General features: G+C 63.9%; 17 protein-coding genes. 9 read left to right on the top strand and 8 right to left on the bottom strand.

What is annotated here, in order from left to right; translation table 11 throughout:
- Position 1 precedes the first annotated feature (1 nt).
- A complete protein-coding gene (locus JN302_RS28880) occupies positions 2 to 664 on the bottom strand; it encodes a haloacid dehalogenase type II (RefSeq protein ID WP_202315109.1) in 663 nt (220 codons plus the stop codon).
- A gap of 161 nt (positions 665 to 825) precedes the next feature.
- Between JN302_RS28880 and JN302_RS28875 the strand changes: the two genes are divergently transcribed.
- From JN302_RS28875 to JN302_RS28860, 4 genes are all read left to right on the top strand, one after another.
- Positions 826 to 1,704 carry a branched-chain amino acid aminotransferase gene (locus JN302_RS28875; protein WP_202307646.1) on the top strand — a complete coding sequence of 293 codons (879 nt, stop codon included), beginning with the start codon at positions 826 to 828 and terminating at the stop codon, positions 1,702 to 1,704.
- Between the two features lie 107 nt (positions 1,705 to 1,811).
- Positions 1,812 to 2,414: a superoxide dismutase gene (locus JN302_RS28870; protein ID WP_202307644.1), complete on the top strand. Its 603-nt coding sequence runs from the start codon at positions 1,812 to 1,814 to the stop codon at positions 2,412 to 2,414.
- Between the two features lie 152 nt (positions 2,415 to 2,566).
- Positions 2,567 to 3,007, top strand: a complete 441-nt coding sequence (locus tag JN302_RS28865; protein WP_202307642.1) for a c-type cytochrome — start codon at positions 2,567 to 2,569, stop codon at positions 3,005 to 3,007.
- 7 nt (positions 3,008 to 3,014) lie between these two features.
- Complete coding sequence (locus JN302_RS28860; RefSeq protein WP_202329993.1) at positions 3,015 to 3,968, top strand: cytochrome c; 954 nt, start codon at positions 3,015 to 3,017, stop codon at positions 3,966 to 3,968.
- A gap of 72 nt (positions 3,969 to 4,040) precedes the next feature.
- Here JN302_RS28860 and JN302_RS28855 read toward each other — a convergent pair whose 3' ends face one another.
- The 3 genes from JN302_RS28855 to JN302_RS28845 all read right to left on the bottom strand — a co-directional run bounded on the left by JN302_RS28855 (position 4,041) and on the right by JN302_RS28845 (position 8,347).
- Positions 4,041 to 5,543 (bottom strand): MFS transporter, encoded by a 1,503-nt coding sequence (locus JN302_RS28855; RefSeq protein ID WP_244845985.1) that lies wholly within the window; start codon positions 5,541 to 5,543, stop codon positions 4,041 to 4,043.
- Positions 5,540 to 6,142 (bottom strand): TetR/AcrR family transcriptional regulator, encoded by a 603-nt coding sequence (locus JN302_RS28850; RefSeq protein WP_202329992.1) that lies wholly within the window; start codon positions 6,140 to 6,142, stop codon positions 5,540 to 5,542. The genes JN302_RS28855 and JN302_RS28850 overlap by 4 nt, the downstream gene beginning before the upstream one ends.
- Before the next feature lie 99 nt (positions 6,143 to 6,241).
- Complete coding sequence (locus tag JN302_RS28845) at positions 6,242 to 8,347, bottom strand: S9 family peptidase (protein ID WP_202329991.1); 2,106 nt, start codon at positions 8,345 to 8,347, stop codon at positions 6,242 to 6,244.
- A 112-nt stretch (positions 8,348 to 8,459) separates the two neighbouring features.
- Here JN302_RS28845 and JN302_RS28840 point away from each other — a divergent pair, with 112 nt between their 5' ends.
- On the top strand, positions 8,460 to 8,831 hold the full coding sequence (locus JN302_RS28840) for an SH3 domain-containing protein (RefSeq protein WP_202329990.1): 372 nt from the start codon (positions 8,460 to 8,462) through the stop codon (positions 8,829 to 8,831).
- Here JN302_RS28840 and msrB read toward each other — a convergent pair.
- Positions 8,818 to 9,252 (bottom strand): peptide-methionine (R)-S-oxide reductase MsrB, encoded by a 435-nt coding sequence (gene msrB, locus JN302_RS28835; protein WP_202329989.1) that lies wholly within the window; start codon positions 9,250 to 9,252, stop codon positions 8,818 to 8,820. The two genes, JN302_RS28840 and msrB, sit on opposite strands and share 14 nt — an antisense overlap.
- A gap of 417 nt (positions 9,253 to 9,669) precedes the next feature.
- Here msrB and JN302_RS28830 point away from each other — a divergent pair, with 417 nt between their 5' ends.
- Positions 9,670 to 10,095 carry a MucR family transcriptional regulator gene (locus tag JN302_RS28830; RefSeq protein ID WP_202307633.1) on the top strand — a complete coding sequence of 142 codons (426 nt, stop codon included), beginning with the start codon at positions 9,670 to 9,672 and terminating at the stop codon, positions 10,093 to 10,095.
- Between the two features lie 91 nt (positions 10,096 to 10,186).
- On the opposite strand, the gene JN302_RS28825 is transcribed toward JN302_RS28830, so the two are convergent.
- Positions 10,187 to 10,615, bottom strand: coding sequence for a SufE family protein (locus JN302_RS28825; RefSeq protein ID WP_202329988.1), 429 nt, complete (start codon positions 10,613 to 10,615; stop codon positions 10,187 to 10,189).
- A gap of 171 nt (positions 10,616 to 10,786) precedes the next feature.
- Entirely contained in the window at positions 10,787 to 11,194 is a 408-nt protein-coding gene (locus JN302_RS28820; protein ID WP_202329987.1) for a DUF5330 domain-containing protein, read from the bottom strand.
- 566 nt (positions 11,195 to 11,760) lie between these two features.
- On the opposite strand from JN302_RS28820, the gene JN302_RS28815 reads away from it, so the two are divergent.
- The 3 genes from JN302_RS28815 to JN302_RS28805 are packed head-to-tail and all read left to right on the top strand — an operon-like array spanning position 11,761 to position 14,587.
- Positions 11,761 to 13,455, top strand: coding sequence for a sensor histidine kinase (locus JN302_RS28815; protein ID WP_244845983.1), 1,695 nt, complete (start codon positions 11,761 to 11,763; stop codon positions 13,453 to 13,455).
- Positions 13,430 to 14,215, top strand: coding sequence for a peptidoglycan-binding domain-containing protein (locus JN302_RS28810; RefSeq protein ID WP_202329986.1), 786 nt, complete (start codon positions 13,430 to 13,432; stop codon positions 14,213 to 14,215). The genes JN302_RS28815 and JN302_RS28810 overlap by 26 nt, the downstream gene beginning before the upstream one ends.
- Positions 14,216 to 14,239: 24 nt before the next feature.
- Positions 14,240 to 14,587 (top strand): DUF1491 family protein, encoded by a 348-nt coding sequence (locus JN302_RS28805; protein WP_202307628.1) that lies wholly within the window; start codon positions 14,240 to 14,242, stop codon positions 14,585 to 14,587.
- On the opposite strand, the gene JN302_RS28800 is transcribed toward JN302_RS28805, so the two are convergent.
- Positions 14,574 to 15,581, bottom strand: a complete 1,008-nt coding sequence (locus tag JN302_RS28800) for a hypothetical protein (protein WP_202329985.1) — start codon at positions 15,579 to 15,581, stop codon at positions 14,574 to 14,576. The genes JN302_RS28805 and JN302_RS28800 overlap by 14 nt on opposite strands.
- Positions 15,582 to 16,228 lie beyond the last annotated feature (647 nt).

The following is a 16,228-nucleotide window of genomic DNA, read 5'->3' as shown; positions in this document are numbered from 1 at the left end:
GTCAACCCGCCGCGAGCAGTCCTTCGAGGGACGGCAGGATGACGTCGGGGCTAAGGTCGCGATACTCGTCGGGCTGAGCGGTGCGGTTGATCCAGACCGTGCGGAAACCGAACTTCGTCGCACCCGCAACGTCCCAGCGATTCGACGACTGAAAGGAGACCGCACTCGGATAGAGCCGCCATGCTGTCGTTGCCATGTCGTAGACGGAAGGGTCCGTCTTGAACCGGCGCAGCGCGTCGACCGAGAATATCTCGTCGAGGACGTGGTCCAGTGCCGCGGACTTCACGGCCGCTTCCAGCATCCTGGGAGAACCGTTGGAGAGGATGGCCAGACGCGCGCCGTCGGCCTTCAGCGCCTTCAGTACGGCGGGCACCTCGGGGTAGCAATCGAGATGCCAATAGGCGTCGAGCAACTCGGCGCGGAGCTTGGGGTCGGCCGACGGGATCTTCTGGAAGGCAAAGTCGAGCGCCTGCTCGGTGAGCTGCCAGAAATCGGCATAGGCGCCCATCATGCTGCGGGTCCAGGAATATTCGAGTTGCTTGGCGCGCCAGATCTCGGAGAACATCTGGCCGTCCGGGCCGATCCTGCCCGCCAGCCGGCGCACGGCGGCATGGACGTCGAACAAGGTTCCGTAGGCATCGAACACGTAGGCGGAATGGCGCATGGCTTCCTCTTGCGTCGCCAGAGTTTCCCGCATGCACCGCCCCTGCCGCGGACCATGGCTGGCGCATGTACTGGACCGAGCGATTCTCTCGTCAACCCGGTTGACGATCGCACCGCAAAGGTATTCTGCATAGGGCCACGTCGAAAAGATGGAGCATGCCGATGAGCTTGGCGACCCCCGCGCAATCCAGGACCTGGACCTTTGTCGATGGCGACTGGCATGAGGGCAATGTCGCGATCGTCGGCCCACGCTCGCACGCCATGTGGCTGGGCAGCAGTGTCTTTGACGGGGCGCGGTGGTTCGAAGGCGTGGCCCCCGACCTCGACCGGCATGCGCGCCGGGTCAATGCCTCCGCCATCGCGCTCGGGCTGAAGCCGACCGAGACGGCAGAGACCATCTGCCGGCTGACCTGGGAGGGCCTGCGCAAATTCGATGGCAAGACGGCTGTCTATATCCGGCCGATGTATTGGGCCGAGCATGGTGGCTATATGGGGGTGCCGGCCGACCCGGCCTCGACCCGCTTCTGCCTCTGCCTCTACGAATCGCCGATGCTTCCGCCGGAAGGTTTTTCCGTGACGGTTTCGCCTTTCCGCCGGCCTTCGCTGGAGACAATGCCTACGAACGCCAAGGCCGGATGTCTCTACCCCAACAACGGACGGGCGATCATGGAGGCCAAGATGCGCGGCTTCGACAATGCCCTCGTTCTGGACATGCTGGGCAACGTCGCCGAAACCGGCTCGTCCAACATCTTCATGGTCAAGGACGGCGTGGTCTTCACGCCGGCCGCCAACGGAACATTCCTTTCCGGCATCACCCGCTCGCGGACCATTTCGTTGCTCGCCGAGGACGGGATGCAGACGGTCGAACGGACCTTGTCGGTTCGCGAATTCATGGAAGCCGACGAGATCTTCTCGACGGGCAACCATTCCAAAGTCGTGCCGGTGACACGCATCGAGCAGCGAATCCTGCAGCCCGGACCGGTGGCCAGGAAGGCGCGCAAGCTCTATTGGGACTGGGCGCATTCGAGCGCCGGGAAGTGACCGGATATTTCCGCGCAAACCGCGATCGTGCGGTTGAGCTGTCGCAAAACCCGCCTATCTTCCGGAGCAGGACCTGCCCGGACATTGCCAAAGAAGGAGTATGATCCATGGCTTTCGAACTGCCCGAATTGCCCTATGACTACGAAGCTCTGCAGCCCTTCATGTCGAGGGAAACGCTGGAATATCATCACGACAAGCACCACAAGGCCTATGTCGACAACGGCAACAAGCTGGCGGCCGAGGCCGGAATGGACAACCTCTCCCTCGAGGAGATCGTCAAGCAGTCCTTCGGCAAGAATCCCGGTCTCTTCAACAATGCAGGCCAGCACTACAACCACATCCATTTCTGGAAGTGGATGAAGAAGGGTGGCGGCGGCAACAAGCTTCCGGGCGCACTGCAGAAGGCGATCGACAGCGACCTCGGCGGCTACGACAAGTTCAAGGCCGACTTCATCGCAGCCGGCACCACCCAGTTCGGCTCGGGCTGGGCCTGGCTCTCGGTAAAGGACGGCAAGCTCGCTGTCTCCAAGACACCGAACGGCGAGAACCCGCTGGTCCACGGCGCCACGCCGATTCTCGGCGTCGACGTGTGGGAGCACTCCTACTACATCGACTACCGCAACGCCCGGCCGAAATATCTGGAAGCCTTCGTCGACAGCCTCATCAACTGGGATTACGTGCTGGAACTCTACGAGAAGGCCAAAGGCTGATCGCAGCATTCCGAGACGGATGGCCCCCGGCATCGCCGGGGGTTCTTGTTTGTGTATGAGCGTTCACGGAAGCGTGTAGCGATTTCGCGGAAGTTTTGGTCCAGCTTTCGCGTTGCCGACAAGGGGCGGCATTTCCACAACCGGAGGACTTCATGAGAAAGCTCATACTCGCCATCTCAGTTCTTGCACTGGCCGGATCGGCCGCATTCGCAGATCCGATCGCCGACAGGCAAGCGCTCATGAAGGCGAACGGCAAGGCGGCCAGCGTGCTGGCGCCGATCGTGAAGGGCGAAAAGCCTTTCGATCAAGCTGCGGTGATGGCTGCTCTCACGCAACTCAGCGAGAATGCGCAGAAGATCGACGTCGCAGCGTTGTTCCCCGCGGGCAGCGACACGGGCGAGAAGACAACCGCCTCGCCCAAGATCTGGGAAGAGCCGACGGAGTTCCAGGCCAAGGTGGACAAGTTCAGGGCCGACACGGCCGCGGCCGTTGCCGCCGCCCCAAAAGATGTCGATGCGCTGAAAGCGCAATTCGGCGCGATCGGCGCCAATTGCGGCGGCTGCCACGAAACCTTCCGCATCAAGAAGGGCTGACCCCGGCTTGGCGCGGCTGTTCGGGAAACTCGCGGCCGCCGCCGTCATTGTCGGTGGCCTGGCCGCTGCAGGCTTCTGGTTTCTCACCACACCAAACAGGCTGAGCGCGGCTGAACTGGCCGCGCTCGGCACAGGTGACGCAAAGCGTGGCGAGCGCATGTTCTGGGCCGGCGGCTGCACATCCTGCCACGCCCGGCCCAAGGCGGAAGGCGACGCGAAACTTGAACTTGCCGGCGGCTTGATGCTCAAGACGGCCTTCGGCACTTTTGTCGCGCCGAACATTTCGCAGCACCCGGAGGATGGCATTGGCGCCTGGTCGCTCGAGGACTTCGCCAACGCGATGCTGCGGGGCGTGTCGCCTTCGGGCGAGCACTTCTACCCGGCGTTTCCCTACCCCTCCTACATACGCATGGAGCCGTCGGATGTCGCCGATCTCCATGCCTTCATGAAGACACTGCCGCAGGTCGGCGGCAAGGCTCCGCCGCATGTGCTCGGTTTCCCCTATGACATCCGTCGCGGTATCGGCCTCTGGAAGCTGGCCTATCTCCGTTCCGATCCGGTGATCGCACTCGGTGACGACACGGCGGAACCAGTGCGGCTCGGGCGCTACCTCGTGGAAGGGCCGGGCCATTGCGGCGAGTGCCATACGCCGCGCGCCTTCACCGGCGGCATCGAGCGGGGCCAATGGCTCGCCGGCGCCGTCGCTGCCGAGGGCGAAGGGGTGGTGCCAAATATCACCGGCGGCGAGGGTGGCATCGACTCCTGGTCCGAGGGCGATATCTCGGGTTTCCTGGAAACCGGCTTCACGCCCGACTTCGATTCCGTTGGCGGCGCGATGGTGCCTGTGCAGCAGAATATGGCGAAGCTGACGCCGGAGGACCGCGCCGCGATCGCCGCCTATCTGAAGGCGGTACCGCCACATCCGAACGGCTATCCCGCAAGGCCGCAGCCCGCGGAATGACGTTTGCCGCCGCAGGGAGCCAAGCTGGCTCCGGCGACGGCTGCCGCGCAGGCACGAGCAACAGGCTGAGCTTCAGATTTCGGCGGCGACGGCCTGTTCCTGTGGCTGAGGCCGCGCGCCGCCGCGACCGGGATGCGCGCCAGCCGGCGGCGCCTTCAGCAAGAGGACGAGGCCGGCCACGGCAAGAAACGCCAGCACTTCGTAGAGCAATGCGCCTTCGAAGCCGACGACATAGGCCGGGTGTTTCGCCGATCCCGCGGCAAACCGGGCGGTCAGCGTTGAAAAGAAGATCTGGCCCGTGATGGCGATACCGACCGCGCTGCCAATCTGCTGGAAGGATTGCAGCGCTCCTGAGCCGGAGCCGGCGTCGCGCGGGGGCACGCCCGACAGCACCGTCTGGAACATGGGCGAGATGCCGACGCCCATGCCGAAGCCGCACAGGATGAGCGGCACCAAGAGATCCCAGTGGTCGACGGCATCACCGGTCCCGCCGACGATGACGCGCAGGATCAGCATGCCGGCGGCCAGGCACAGCGCGCCGAGCGCTATGCGCTGTCGGGACCAGCGCAGGCCGAGGCGGCCTGAAACGACCGAGGCGATCAGCACGCCCACGGGAAAGGGCGTGGTGGTGAGGCCCGACTGGAGGGGCGTGAAGCCGAAACCGCTCTGCAGGAAGATGGCGAGCACCAGAAAGAAGCCGGAGACACCGCTGAAGAAGACGATCGTCATCATCGATCCCAACAGGAAATTGGTGTTTCCGAGCAAGGCAACCGGCAGCAACTCGCTGGCATTTTGCCGCGCACGCCAGCGTTCGTAGAGAAAAAAGAGCGCAAAGCCGGCGATTGCCGCTGCGATCATGACGAAGGCCCAACTCGGCCATCCATAGGAATGGCCCTCGATCAGCGGAAAGATCAGCAGGAAGACGGAAAGCCCGGCGATCAGCATGCCACCCCAATCGTTCCTGAGGTCCCGGTTCGCACCGGTCGCCGGCACCACCATGGCGGCGGCAAGAATCGCAAGCAGCCCGATCGGCAGGTTGACGAGGAAGATCGGCCGCCAGTCGAGGCCGAAAAGGTTGGCGTCGATCAGGAGGCCGCCCGCCAGCGGGCCGGTCACCGACGCCAGCCCGGCGGACAGCCCGAACAGCGAGAAGGCGAGAGCGCGTTCCTCGGGTGGGAACATGATCTGCGCCAGGGCCAGCACCTGCGGGATCATCATGGCGCCGGCGAGGCCTTGCAGCGCCCGAGCCGCGATCAGCGTGGTCATGGTCGGGGCCATGCCGCACAACATCGAGAACAAGGTGAAGCCCCCGACACCCAGCAAGAACATGCGCTTGCGTCCGATGCGGTCGCCCAGGCGGCCGAAGGGAAGCAGCCCGAGCGCGAAAGCCATCACATAGGCCGCCGCGACCCACTCGATCTGGGCGCTGGTGGCATCCATGTTGCGCTGCATGCTGGGCAGGGCGACATTGACGATCGACAGGTCGACGAGATTCATGAATGCGGCGAGAAGCAGGATGGCGAGGGCCGCCCAGCGGCGCGGATAGGCCTCTGCTGTCGGTGCGGGCATGTTCATGGGCTTGACCTGTAAATGGCGGCGGGGTTCGTGAGGGCGCGCTCGAGTTCGGCGGCCACGCGGTCGAAATGGGCTGCCGGATCGTCGGAAAACCGCTCCGACGCCATGAGGGCACCGATCACCATGGTTGCCGCGGCGGCGGGGTCGAGATCTGGCCGCAGACTGCCGTCGTCGCGGCCGGCGGACAGGATTTCGCTCCACTGCCGATGCCAGTAGGCCGTCATCGGGCCGATGGCGGCTGCAACCTTCTTGTCGCGCCGTGCTCGGATCCTCAACTCGGTAAGAACGACGAAAAGTTCCGGATTTTTCACGAGCGTGTCGCGGAAGTCGTCGAACTCCAGACGGATCTTCTGAAGCGGGGAGAGGCCGGCACGCGGGCGCGCTTCGGATTGAGCAATGAAATCGTCCCGAAGCGACTGGGCCACGAGTTCGATCAGGCTCTGCTTGGTCGGTATGTGGTAGTGCAAGGTGGCGATATTGATGCCCACCCGCTCGGCGATGTCGCGCGTCCGCAGCCCCTCGAAGCCGCGCTCGGCAATCAGCGAGCGTGCCGCCATCGCAATTTCGGCCCTGCGGGTCGTGGTTCCGCTTACATTCATCGTATTCGACTCTCCATCAATCAATTGATTGAGATTTTGGGAAAGTCAAGAGCCGACCGGACTCGACGACGTTCCGGTCGTTCCTAAGGGTACTATCTCCTATGCCGCGGCCTTGCCCGCCACCTTGAGGGCGAATGCGTATGTGAAAGCAATCTCTTCCAGTCTCGAGAAGCGGCCGGAAGCACCTGCATGGCCGGCGTCCATGTTGATCTTGAACAGAACAGGGTTTGATCCCGTCTTGCGCTCGCGCAGCCTGGCGACCCATTTCGCCGGTTCCCAATAGGTCACACGGGGGTCGGTGAGACCGGCAACTGCCAGGACAGGCGGATAGTCCTGGGCGGAGACGTTGTCGTAAGGCGAATAGGCCGCGATCGTATGGTAGTCCGCCTCCGATACGATCGGATTGCCCCATTCCGGCCATTCCGGCGGGGTGAGGGGAAGCGTGTCGTCGAGCATGGTCGTCAGCACGTCGACAAAGGGTACCTCGGCGACGATGCCGCCGAAGGCTTCCGGCGCCATGTTCGCGACCGCGCCCATCAGCATGCCGCCGGCCGACCCGCCCTGGGCGACGATCCGGTCGTGCGAAGTGTAGTGTTCCGCGACGAGGTGGCGAGCCGCCGCGATGAAGTCGTGGAAAGTGTTGGTCTTCTTTTCCCGCTTGCCGTCCTCGTACCAGGAGTAACCCTTGTCCTTGCCGCCGCGGATATGAGCGATGGCGTAGACGAAGCCGCGGTCGACGAGCGACAGGCAATTGGTGTTGAAGGCGGCGGGCACGGTGATGCCGTAGGAGCCGTAGCCGTAGAGGAGGCAAGGGGCGGTCCCGTCGAGTCTCGTGTCACGATGATGGATCAGCGACACCGGCACCAGTTCGCCGTCGTGCGACGGAGCCATCAGCCGGCGCGTCACATAATGCTCCGGGTCGTGGCCGGAAGGCACCTCCTGGGTCTTCAGCAAGGTGCGCTCGCGGCTGCGCATATTGTAGTCGAAGAGCTGCGAAGGCGTGGTCATCGACGAATAGGAGAACCGCATGACCTCGGTGTCATATTCGTAGGACCCGGAGAGGCCGAGGGAGAAGGCTTCCTCGTCGAAGGCGATGAGGTGCTCGTCGCCGCTTTTCAGTTCGCGGATCACGATGCGCGGCAGCCCATCCTTGCGTTCGAGCCGCACGAGGTAATCCTTGAAGCTGAGGATCGACAATATGAGGCGGCCCGGTTCGTGCGGCACCAATTCGGTCCAGTTTGCGCGTTCCGGTGCGGAGGCTGGCGCGGACATGATCTTGAAGTCCTTGGCGCCGTCGGCATTGGTCAGGATGAAGAAGACCGCGCCGCCGTCCTCGATGTCATATTGCAGCCCGGTCTCGCGCGGTGCCACGATGCGCGGGGCGGCAAGCGGGTCCGCCGCCGGAATGACGTGATACTCCGACGTCTCGTGGTCGTTGATGGCGATGAAGATCCACTCGTCGTTGCGGCTGCCGCCCACGCTCATGAAGAAACCGGGATCGCTCTCTTCATAGATCAGTTGGTCCGACGCGCAGTCGGTTCCGATACTGTGGAAGGATACTCTGGACGGCCGGTGGTTGGCGTCGAGGCGGGCGTAGAAGAAGCCGTCACCCGCCGCGTCCCAGGCGCCGGAGCCGCCGGTATCCGTGACGAGATCATCGAGATCGGCGCCGCCGTCCATATCGCGCACACGGACCGTGTAGAATTCGGAACCCTTGTCGTCAAAAGCCCAGAGCAGGCGACGGTGGTCGCTCGAATGCTCGACGTCGCCGATGCGGAAATAGGCTTTGCCCTCGGCTTCATGGTCGCCGTCGAGGATGATCGTCTCCTGTCCGCCATCGCGCGGCGTGCGGAAGAAGCGCGGCTGCTCGCCTCCCTTCTTGTAGGAGGAGCCATAGGCAAAGGGGCCATCCTTCATCGGCACGGAGGAATCGTCCTCCTTGATGCGGCCTTTCATTTCACCGAAGAGGACGGCGCGCAGTTCCGCGGTGTCGGCCATCAGTGCCGACTGGTAGGCGTTTTCCGCCTCGAGATGCTTACGGATCGTGGGATCGAGGACCGACGGATCCTTGAACACCTCCTGCCAGTTGTCCGCGCGCAGCCAGCCATATTCGTCGATACGGCTGATGCCGTGGTGCGTGTCCGATGCCGGGCGCTTGTCGGTCGCCGGTGGCGTGGCCGCCGGAAATGCGTTGTTCTTGGTCATTGCTTCCCGTCTTCGATGAATCGTGAATGCTCGGTAAACATGCCGATCAGGTTTGGTTCAACAGTCGGATCATAAAAGCGCAACTATAGAGACGAACCCAGGGAGACTTTGGATGAAATCTCGTGCCGCCGCCGTTGCAGCCTTTGCGCTGGCTTGCACTGTCACGTTCTTCTCGGCGGGTGCCGAAGCCGTCGTCTTCGCGGCCTGGCAGGTCGCCAATGTGCCTTGGGGCGATACGTTGAACGTGCGCAAATATCCGTCGGGCAGTTCGCAGAAGCAGGCCGCCTATCCCAACGGGACGGTGCTGCAGATGACCGGGCGCTGCACCGGCGAAGGGCCCGATCTCACGGACATTGCGTATCTTCCGCCTTGGAAGCAGGCTCAGGCCGTCCGCTACCGCTGGTGCGAGGTCTGGCATGATCCTGCCAGGAACGGCCAGTTCGAGACGGGCTGGGTCTACGGCAAATATATCAGGCCGCATTGACGTCCTGTCGGGGTGCCGCTTTGCGGAATTCGAGCGCCGTGCCGTTCGTGCAGTAGCGCCGGCCGGTGGGATTCGGGCCGTCGTTGAAGACATGGCCTATATGCGCGCCGCAGTCCGCGCAACGTACTTCGGTGCGGCGGATGAAGAACGACCGGTCGTCGTGCTCGGTGACGGCATCGGGCTTGGCCGGCGCGCAGAAGGCAGGCCAGCCGACGCCCGAATAGAACTTGGCCTGCGACGCGAACAGTAGTCGTCCGCAGCAGACGCAATGATATGTCCCGTCGGCCATGTTCTCCCAGTTGGTGCCGGTATAGGCATGCTCCGTTCGGCGTTCGCGTGTGACGATATACTGTTCCGGTGTCAGCAGCGCGCGCCACTCGGCATCCGTTTTCTGCACCTTCAGTTGGAGATTGCCGGTCATGTCCTGCTCCTGCGGTCGGGTATCCCCGGGATATGCTTGTCGAGCGTCTGACAAGCATCTATGTGGCCAGGCTGCGAGAACTGAGGCAGCCTAGGCTGCCGGAAGAGTCTCACGTGGTCCCTTCCGATGCACCGTCCGCCCGACATACAGGTTGTAGGCTGACCACACAAGAAAGGAATGATGTCCTATTTCGAAGTCGGCGTTTTCGATCACAAGAAAAACATAGGCTTAATACAAGACTGAAGCGCCGGGAACTTCCTCGAAATATAGCGTTTGATAGACTTGATTTACTGTGCACATCAATTAAATAAGTGATGCGCGAATCGGAAGGTCGAATGCCTGTCGAGTGGTCGCGCCCGGCCCCGACAACCACAAAAAACGGGGCTGGTAGAAACAAGCATTGGGGCCTGGAGCAAGATGGATATCGTAGACGCACCCGCAAAAAATAGTGAAATGTTGATCGAGCTGACGGCCGATGTGGTCGCCGCTTATGTCAGCAACAACCCCGTTCCCGTCGGGGAACTTCCCAACCTGATCGCCGACGTGCATGCAGCGCTCGGTCGCGTCGGCGGCAGCAGCGATCAGCCTGTCGTTGACAAGCAGAAGCCGGCGGTCAACCCGAAGAAGTCCGTTCACGACGACTACATTATCTGCCTCGAGGACGGAAAGAAGTTCAAGTCGCTGAAGCGGCACCTGATGACCCACTATGGGCTCACGCCGGATCAGTATCGTGAAAAATGGGGCCTGGACGCCAGCTATCCTATGGTCGCGCCCAACTATGCGCAGGCGCGTTCGCAACTGGCGAAGAAGATGGGCCTCGGCCGCAAGCGCAAGGGTCGCTGATCGGCGGTTCGATGCAATTCTACCAAACGGCGTCGCGAGGCGCCGTTTTTGTTTTTGGGCGGCTGTTTTCTGCGACGCTGCGCGGCGTGCTCTATTCCGCGGGTTCCAGTGCCGCTTCTGCCTCGCGTTTGATTCGCCGGACCATGGAGCGCAGCCCGTTGGCGCGCTGCGGGGTCAGATGCTCATCGAGGCCGAGCTCGCGCATCGTCTCCTCCGCCTCCGTTGCCAGGATCGTGCTGGCGCGGCGGCCCGAGAACAGTGCGATCATGATAGCCACCAGCCCGCGCACTATATGGGCGTCGGAATCGCCGTGAAACGTCAGGACGGGGTCAGGGCCACCGCCGCGCGCGGTGTCGAGCCAAACCTGACTGACGCAACCCCGAACCTTGTGCGCATCGTCGCGCGACTGTTCGGGAAAGGGGGACAGGCCCTGGCCGAGCTCGATGATGTAACGATAGCGGTCTTCCCATTCGTCCAGGAAGGCGAAATCGTCCTTTATGGTTTCGATCGTAATGGTCATCCTGCCGTTGATATAGTGAGCGGCGGCGCCGAGGTCACGGAAAAAGAGCTTACGCGGCAGACGCCCGCGCGAACTTCGAGAACAAGAGACGCCGGAAAGCGATCAGCCGCTCGCATGCTGCCATGCCGCGATTCGCTCCGTGCGGGAGATCGAGGATCGAGCCGGCCATGGTCAGGACGACGGACGCGCCGACGGAATCGGAGCGGAGACGTCCCGGGTCCGTTGCGTAGCATTCTCCTTGAACGCGACGCCCGGTTTCGGCTGTATCTCCCCGCCCGGAATTCCGCCGGTGCTGAGCGACGGGTCAGGCTCGGCGAACCGATCGTCGAGCAGTTCGTAGGCGATACGTGCGCTTTCACGGGCGCGCACTCCGATCGTCTGCAGGGCGGACTTGCCGGTCTCGCAGACGTCAGGTTTTCGTTCGCATATGCCCGCCAGGTCGCCGACTGCATCCCGGGCCGCGAAAACGGCCTCTATCGGGCTGACGCCTGGCGCTCCGTCAGAGCCTCCCTCGCTATGGAAGGGGAGGAGCAGCAGGACCAGCGAAAACCAGAAACCCATGCGGATGAGGAAACGCATCTTTCTGCCTCTCGTCTCGTGTCGGCGGCGAGGCCCGTTGGGGGGCGCGGCCGCTTCCTTGGCAAGACACTGGCACGGCGCGCCCAAAGGACGGCTTGCCGGAACGAACCGGATTTTCCTCAATTTCGCTTCGAGTTTTAGCGATCCCGATCCGGCGCCGGGGCGCGGGCCGGTGCCGATCGTGGCATCCGCCGGTCGGTGACCCGACGCGCACGCATATCACCCTGTTTTTCAAAAATATTTCGTGCCTGCGCACGGTCCCGTCAGGCACCTGCGAAGCGCGCGGCGACGATAACCCACCATTTACTATGGCCGAAGGTGAGTGCCGATTCCACCAGCTCCGGCCCGACAATCGACATCAATACGGTGCCCAAACGCACGACCTTATCCTTTCCTTAAAGGCTGGATGAGAGGGTCGGAACCAACCAAGAGCGATCCGCAAAGCGGACAGGTGCGAGTGCGTGGCGTTGAGTGCGTTGGCAACCAGATCTTCGGAATGGCTCGCCGGGTTGGCCGCAGGTTGCGACCGACTGGTCCACCCTTCCGTGACTTGCGCGGACGTCCGCGTGCGCCAGGCCCGGCTGCTCGGTGCCTTGCTGGTCGGGCCGTTCTTCCTGGCCGCTGCCGCTGCCCAGGTGTTTGTTCCTGGCCTGGGTGCGGCTGCGGCGCTCGCGGCGATCTGCGGCTTGCTCGCCGCTGCCTGGCTCGCCGTCGTGGCGGTGACGACGACCGGCCGCGACACGCTCGCCGCCGGCGCCATGCTCGCGATGGGGGCGCCGGCCGTTGGGTCGGTCATCGCGGCGGCGGGCGGTATCGCCTCGCCGCTTTCCCTGCTCGCGCTCGGCCTCGTCGTCGAACCCTATTGGGTGGCACGGACGCCCCGTTCGGCCTGGCTTGGCAGTCTTGCCGCCATTGGCGCTTTCGTCGTCCAGGCCATGGTCGCACCGGCGCTCGCCGGTGCCGACATTGCGGCCAGCGCCTGGCATTGGCTGGTGCCGGCCGGCTATGTCCTTTCGCTCCTGCCGCGGCTCCACTCACTGCTCGGCGTCGAGCCGCATCGGGACGCGGACGACGAGCATCGCGGCATCGAAGATTTCATCGACGCCGTCGTATTTCGCATGACACTGAATGGCGATGTCGCCGACGTTTCGCGCAAGGCGCGCGATATCCTCGATCTCCAGCCGGAACTGCTGCTGTCGAGCGGCTTGCTTGACCGCATCCATGTCGCCGACCGGGTCGCATATCTCAGTGCCTTGGCCGATATCCGCGATGGCGCAGCCTCCCGCAATTGCGAGCTGAGGTTGAGGCTGCCACGTCGGGCCGACGGCCCGGCCGGCGACAACTACCGCCTCTTTTGTGTGGAGCTGGTGCGCGCCGGCGACGCACGAGAGATCGTGGTGCTGTTGCGCCAGGCCCTCCAGACGGAAGAGCTGCGTGGTGCGCTGGCCCTTGCGCGCGAGGCCGCCGACCGCAACAGTGCCGCGAAGGACCGTTTCCTCGCCACGGTCAGCCACGAACTGCGCACACCGCTCAACGCGATCATCGGCTTCTCGGACATGCTCGCGCACGGCATGTGCGGCAGGCTCGACGATCCCAGGCAGCGCGAATATGTCTGCATGATCCGCGACTCCGGCAACCATCTGCTGGCCGTGGTCAACTCGATCCTCGACGTCTCCAAGATCGAAGCCGGGTCCTACGACATCCATCCAGAGCCGTTCCGCTTCCGCGACGCGGTGGATATGTGCAGGGCGATGCTGTCGCCCCAGGCCGATGCCAAGAAGCTTAGGTTGGACATGCATGTTGCGGGTGCCGTCGGCGACGTGGTCGCCGACAGCCGTGCCATCAGGCAGATCCTCATCAATCTCGTGTCCAACGCGATCAAGTTCACGCCGGAGGGTGGCACCATCAGCCTCGCCGCCAAGCGCCTGGGCTCGCGCCTTCATTTCTCTGTCGCCGATACCGGGATCGGCATCGCCGAGGCGGATCTGGGACGCATCGGCCAGCCCTTCACGCAGATCCAGAACGACTACACCAGGCAGTTCGAGGGAACCGGGCTCGGTCTCTCGGTGGTGAGAGGGCTCGTCGGCCTGCATCAGGGAACGATGACGATCGAAAGCGCGCTCGGGCAGGGAACGACGGTGGCCATCAGCCTGCCGATCGACGGACCGGCGACCTGGCGGGCTTCGCGGGGAGAGCTGCTGTCGATGAAGGCGGCCGAAACCAGAGAGGAGATCGATGGCACGCTCCGCAAGATTGCGTAAGGTCGAGGAAGAACCGGCCGGCGTTCTCCGGCAAGGAGCGGCGTCGCTCGCGATCGTCGTGGCGCGCAATCCTGTCCTGGTCGGAGGCACGACGGCGTTTCTCGTCGCGCTCGCCTACGTCTCGGCCAACGCATTGTGGTACCAGCCCCATTTCCACGAGGGCGCGTTCTTCTCCACCCGCGACACCGCCTATGTCGGACCACCGGCACCGGAGGAAGACGTCGTTACGCGGTCCTCGACGACCATCCATATCGAACGCGGCGCCCGCGCGGCGGTGCCGGCGCCGGTCGGCGACCCCACGGTGGAGCGGGTGCAGGCCGTGCTGCGCGACCTCGACTTCTACGGCGGAAAGGTCGACGGCATCACCGGTCCCAATACGCGCCAGGCGATCGAAGCCTACCGCAAGACGGTGGGCCTGCCGGTGTCCGGCGACATCGACGACACGCTTCTTGAGCAACTCGGTGCTGCGACCGCGGGCATCGCGCCGCGCCTGCCGGTTCCGGTGCCGCGCGTCGGACCCGAGCAACTCGCGCCGGAGGCGAGGCCGGCCGCATCGCCCAGTGGGAGCGATCCCCGCATCGTCAGGATCCAGGCCGGATTGAAGGCCTTCGGCAATGACGACATCGAGATCGACGGGATCGTGGGCGCGCGCACCAAGTCGGCCATCCGCGAGTTCCAGTCGCTGTTCGGCCTGCCGGTCACCGGGGAGCCGGACGAGGTGGTGTACAGGAAGATGCGCGAAATCGGCTTGACGAACTGACGTCGGGCAGGGCCTTAGAGGCCCATGCGGGTCACAACGGATCTATGGGTGTCGGCACTGCTGCGGCGCGTCTTCGGCGACGGCGGCTTCGGCGCCGTGATGCGGCGGGGGGCGGCTGAAGCCGGCGCCGTCTTCGTGGTTACGCGCAACAGGCTCGGCGAGACTTCGCTCCTCGGCCCGGCGCCGCAAACGGCCTATGACAGTGGACGTCCGCATGAGAGGCAGTTCGCGGCGATACTGTCCGATGTCGATGGCGATGCGATCGAAGCACGGCTGGCCAAGGAGATGCGCTTCGATTCCGATGTCTGGGTGGTCGAGTTGGAGCCTGGGTCGACGCCGCTGGCCGAACTGCTTGTTCTCACGACGCCCTGAGGGCGCCCGGTGAGGGCGGGTGGGCAGGCTCGTTGGCGTTCGATCCGCTGCGGTGTCGGGCATCGGGCCGGCGCGCAAGCCTCTCCGCAACGGTTTCAGCCTTCCAGCCGCGCAGTTTTTCCCGTGCCGTTTCGCGGTGGCTCAGCCGATAGCGGTCGACGAAGAGTCGAATGCCTTCGGCGTGGCCGAAAAAGCCCGGAAAGATCGCCGCCACGATCAGAAAGGCTTGTTCGACCTCGAGGTCGACCACGCGCAGCGCGAGGCTCAGGTCAGCGTAGTTCGCCGTCTCGGTGATGGCCTTGGCGTGGCGCAGGTCGATGCCGAGTACCTCAGCCAGTGCGACCTGAAAGTAGTTGAGGTGCCCGGTGAGCGCGGTGGCGCGCAGCTTGGAGAATCGCGCGTTCCGGATCGCCGTCGCCGACATCCGTCCGTCGTCCGCATCGGCCGTGGCCGGCAACATCATGCCTCGCAGCTTCTGCCTCACGCTCTCTGCGGGCGTATCTGCTGGGAGCCCGACGGGCGGCGATGGCGGACGATCTTCAGAAGCGGAAATTGCGTGGCTGTCCTGCGGCACCTGGGCGGGGCGGTCGAGCGCCCTGACGAGATTGGCAATGGTCGGGTTAAGGTTGCGGCGGCGGCCGATCGCCCGGGCATGCGGCAGGCCATGCCTGCCGATCAATATGATGAGGTCGGTGTCGCTGAGAACATCGGAACGGATAAGCAGCGGCGCGGCGATCCCGACCGGCTCGTTGCTCAGTCGGCGGACGAGGGCAGGCGGCGCATGGGGAATCTCGGAGAGGGCGGCGGCGACGTAGCGCTTCGATTCCGCCGAGACGGAATCGAACAGCGGCAAGGCGAGGTCTTCGAGCTGCGCGATTTCGCGCCGCGACGGACGTGGGAGCGCGCAGAAGGCGGAGACGGCCGCGCGGAACAGGCGTTCTGCCTTTCCGTGTTCGGCTCGATTGGCAATCTGTCTGAAATCCGAGGACGACACGATGACACGCCTGACGCAACACGAAGCCGATCGGCAGATATGCGCACGAACCTGGCGCAGCCAGCCGAACACGGAGCTTCCTGCAGGCCAGCGGCTGTGCCCGGCCAGATCCCGCGCTGTCGGCCGGCGCATCGATCCCACATGGCTAGGCGGTCGCCGCTTTCCAGCATTCCGACCCCGATAAGATTGTAATCATTCATGGTTAAGGGAGAATGAACCTGTCGAGTGACATGCAGGGTGTCTCGCCCAACCATCGAGGAAAGCCCTGGCTGTCGTCTCGGGCGTCGTGCTTGCTTCACGGTCGCTTCACGGCAACAGCGCTAGACCTCGTGACGCAACAAGGCGACTAGGTGCGCCGAGGTCCCGGCTGGGGCGCCGGCGCGCTGAATAAGAGGCCATGAAATATTCGGAATTCACGGCTTTCCGGTAACAGCCTGTTAACTCTGTACTGCCCTAATCGCGGCGGAGGCGTTGCGTTGTTGCTCCGGTTCAACCGAGAGGAGCGCGAAGTCATGGGCGCTATACTGCCTTTTGTGCCGCGGACAGCGGCGACAAAGACCACCAGGCCGCAGCGCGCGGTCGCTGCGTCAATCATCATCTTCCCGGGTGTCCGCTACGAGCGGGTACCTGTCGGAAACGGCGGTAAA

This window comes from Mesorhizobium sp. L-8-3 (assembly GCF_016756615.1).
GTDB lineage: Bacteria > Pseudomonadota > Alphaproteobacteria > Rhizobiales > Rhizobiaceae.
Note: the sequence above shows the minus strand (reverse complement) of the source record. Positions and strands in the feature narration are given on the sequence as shown.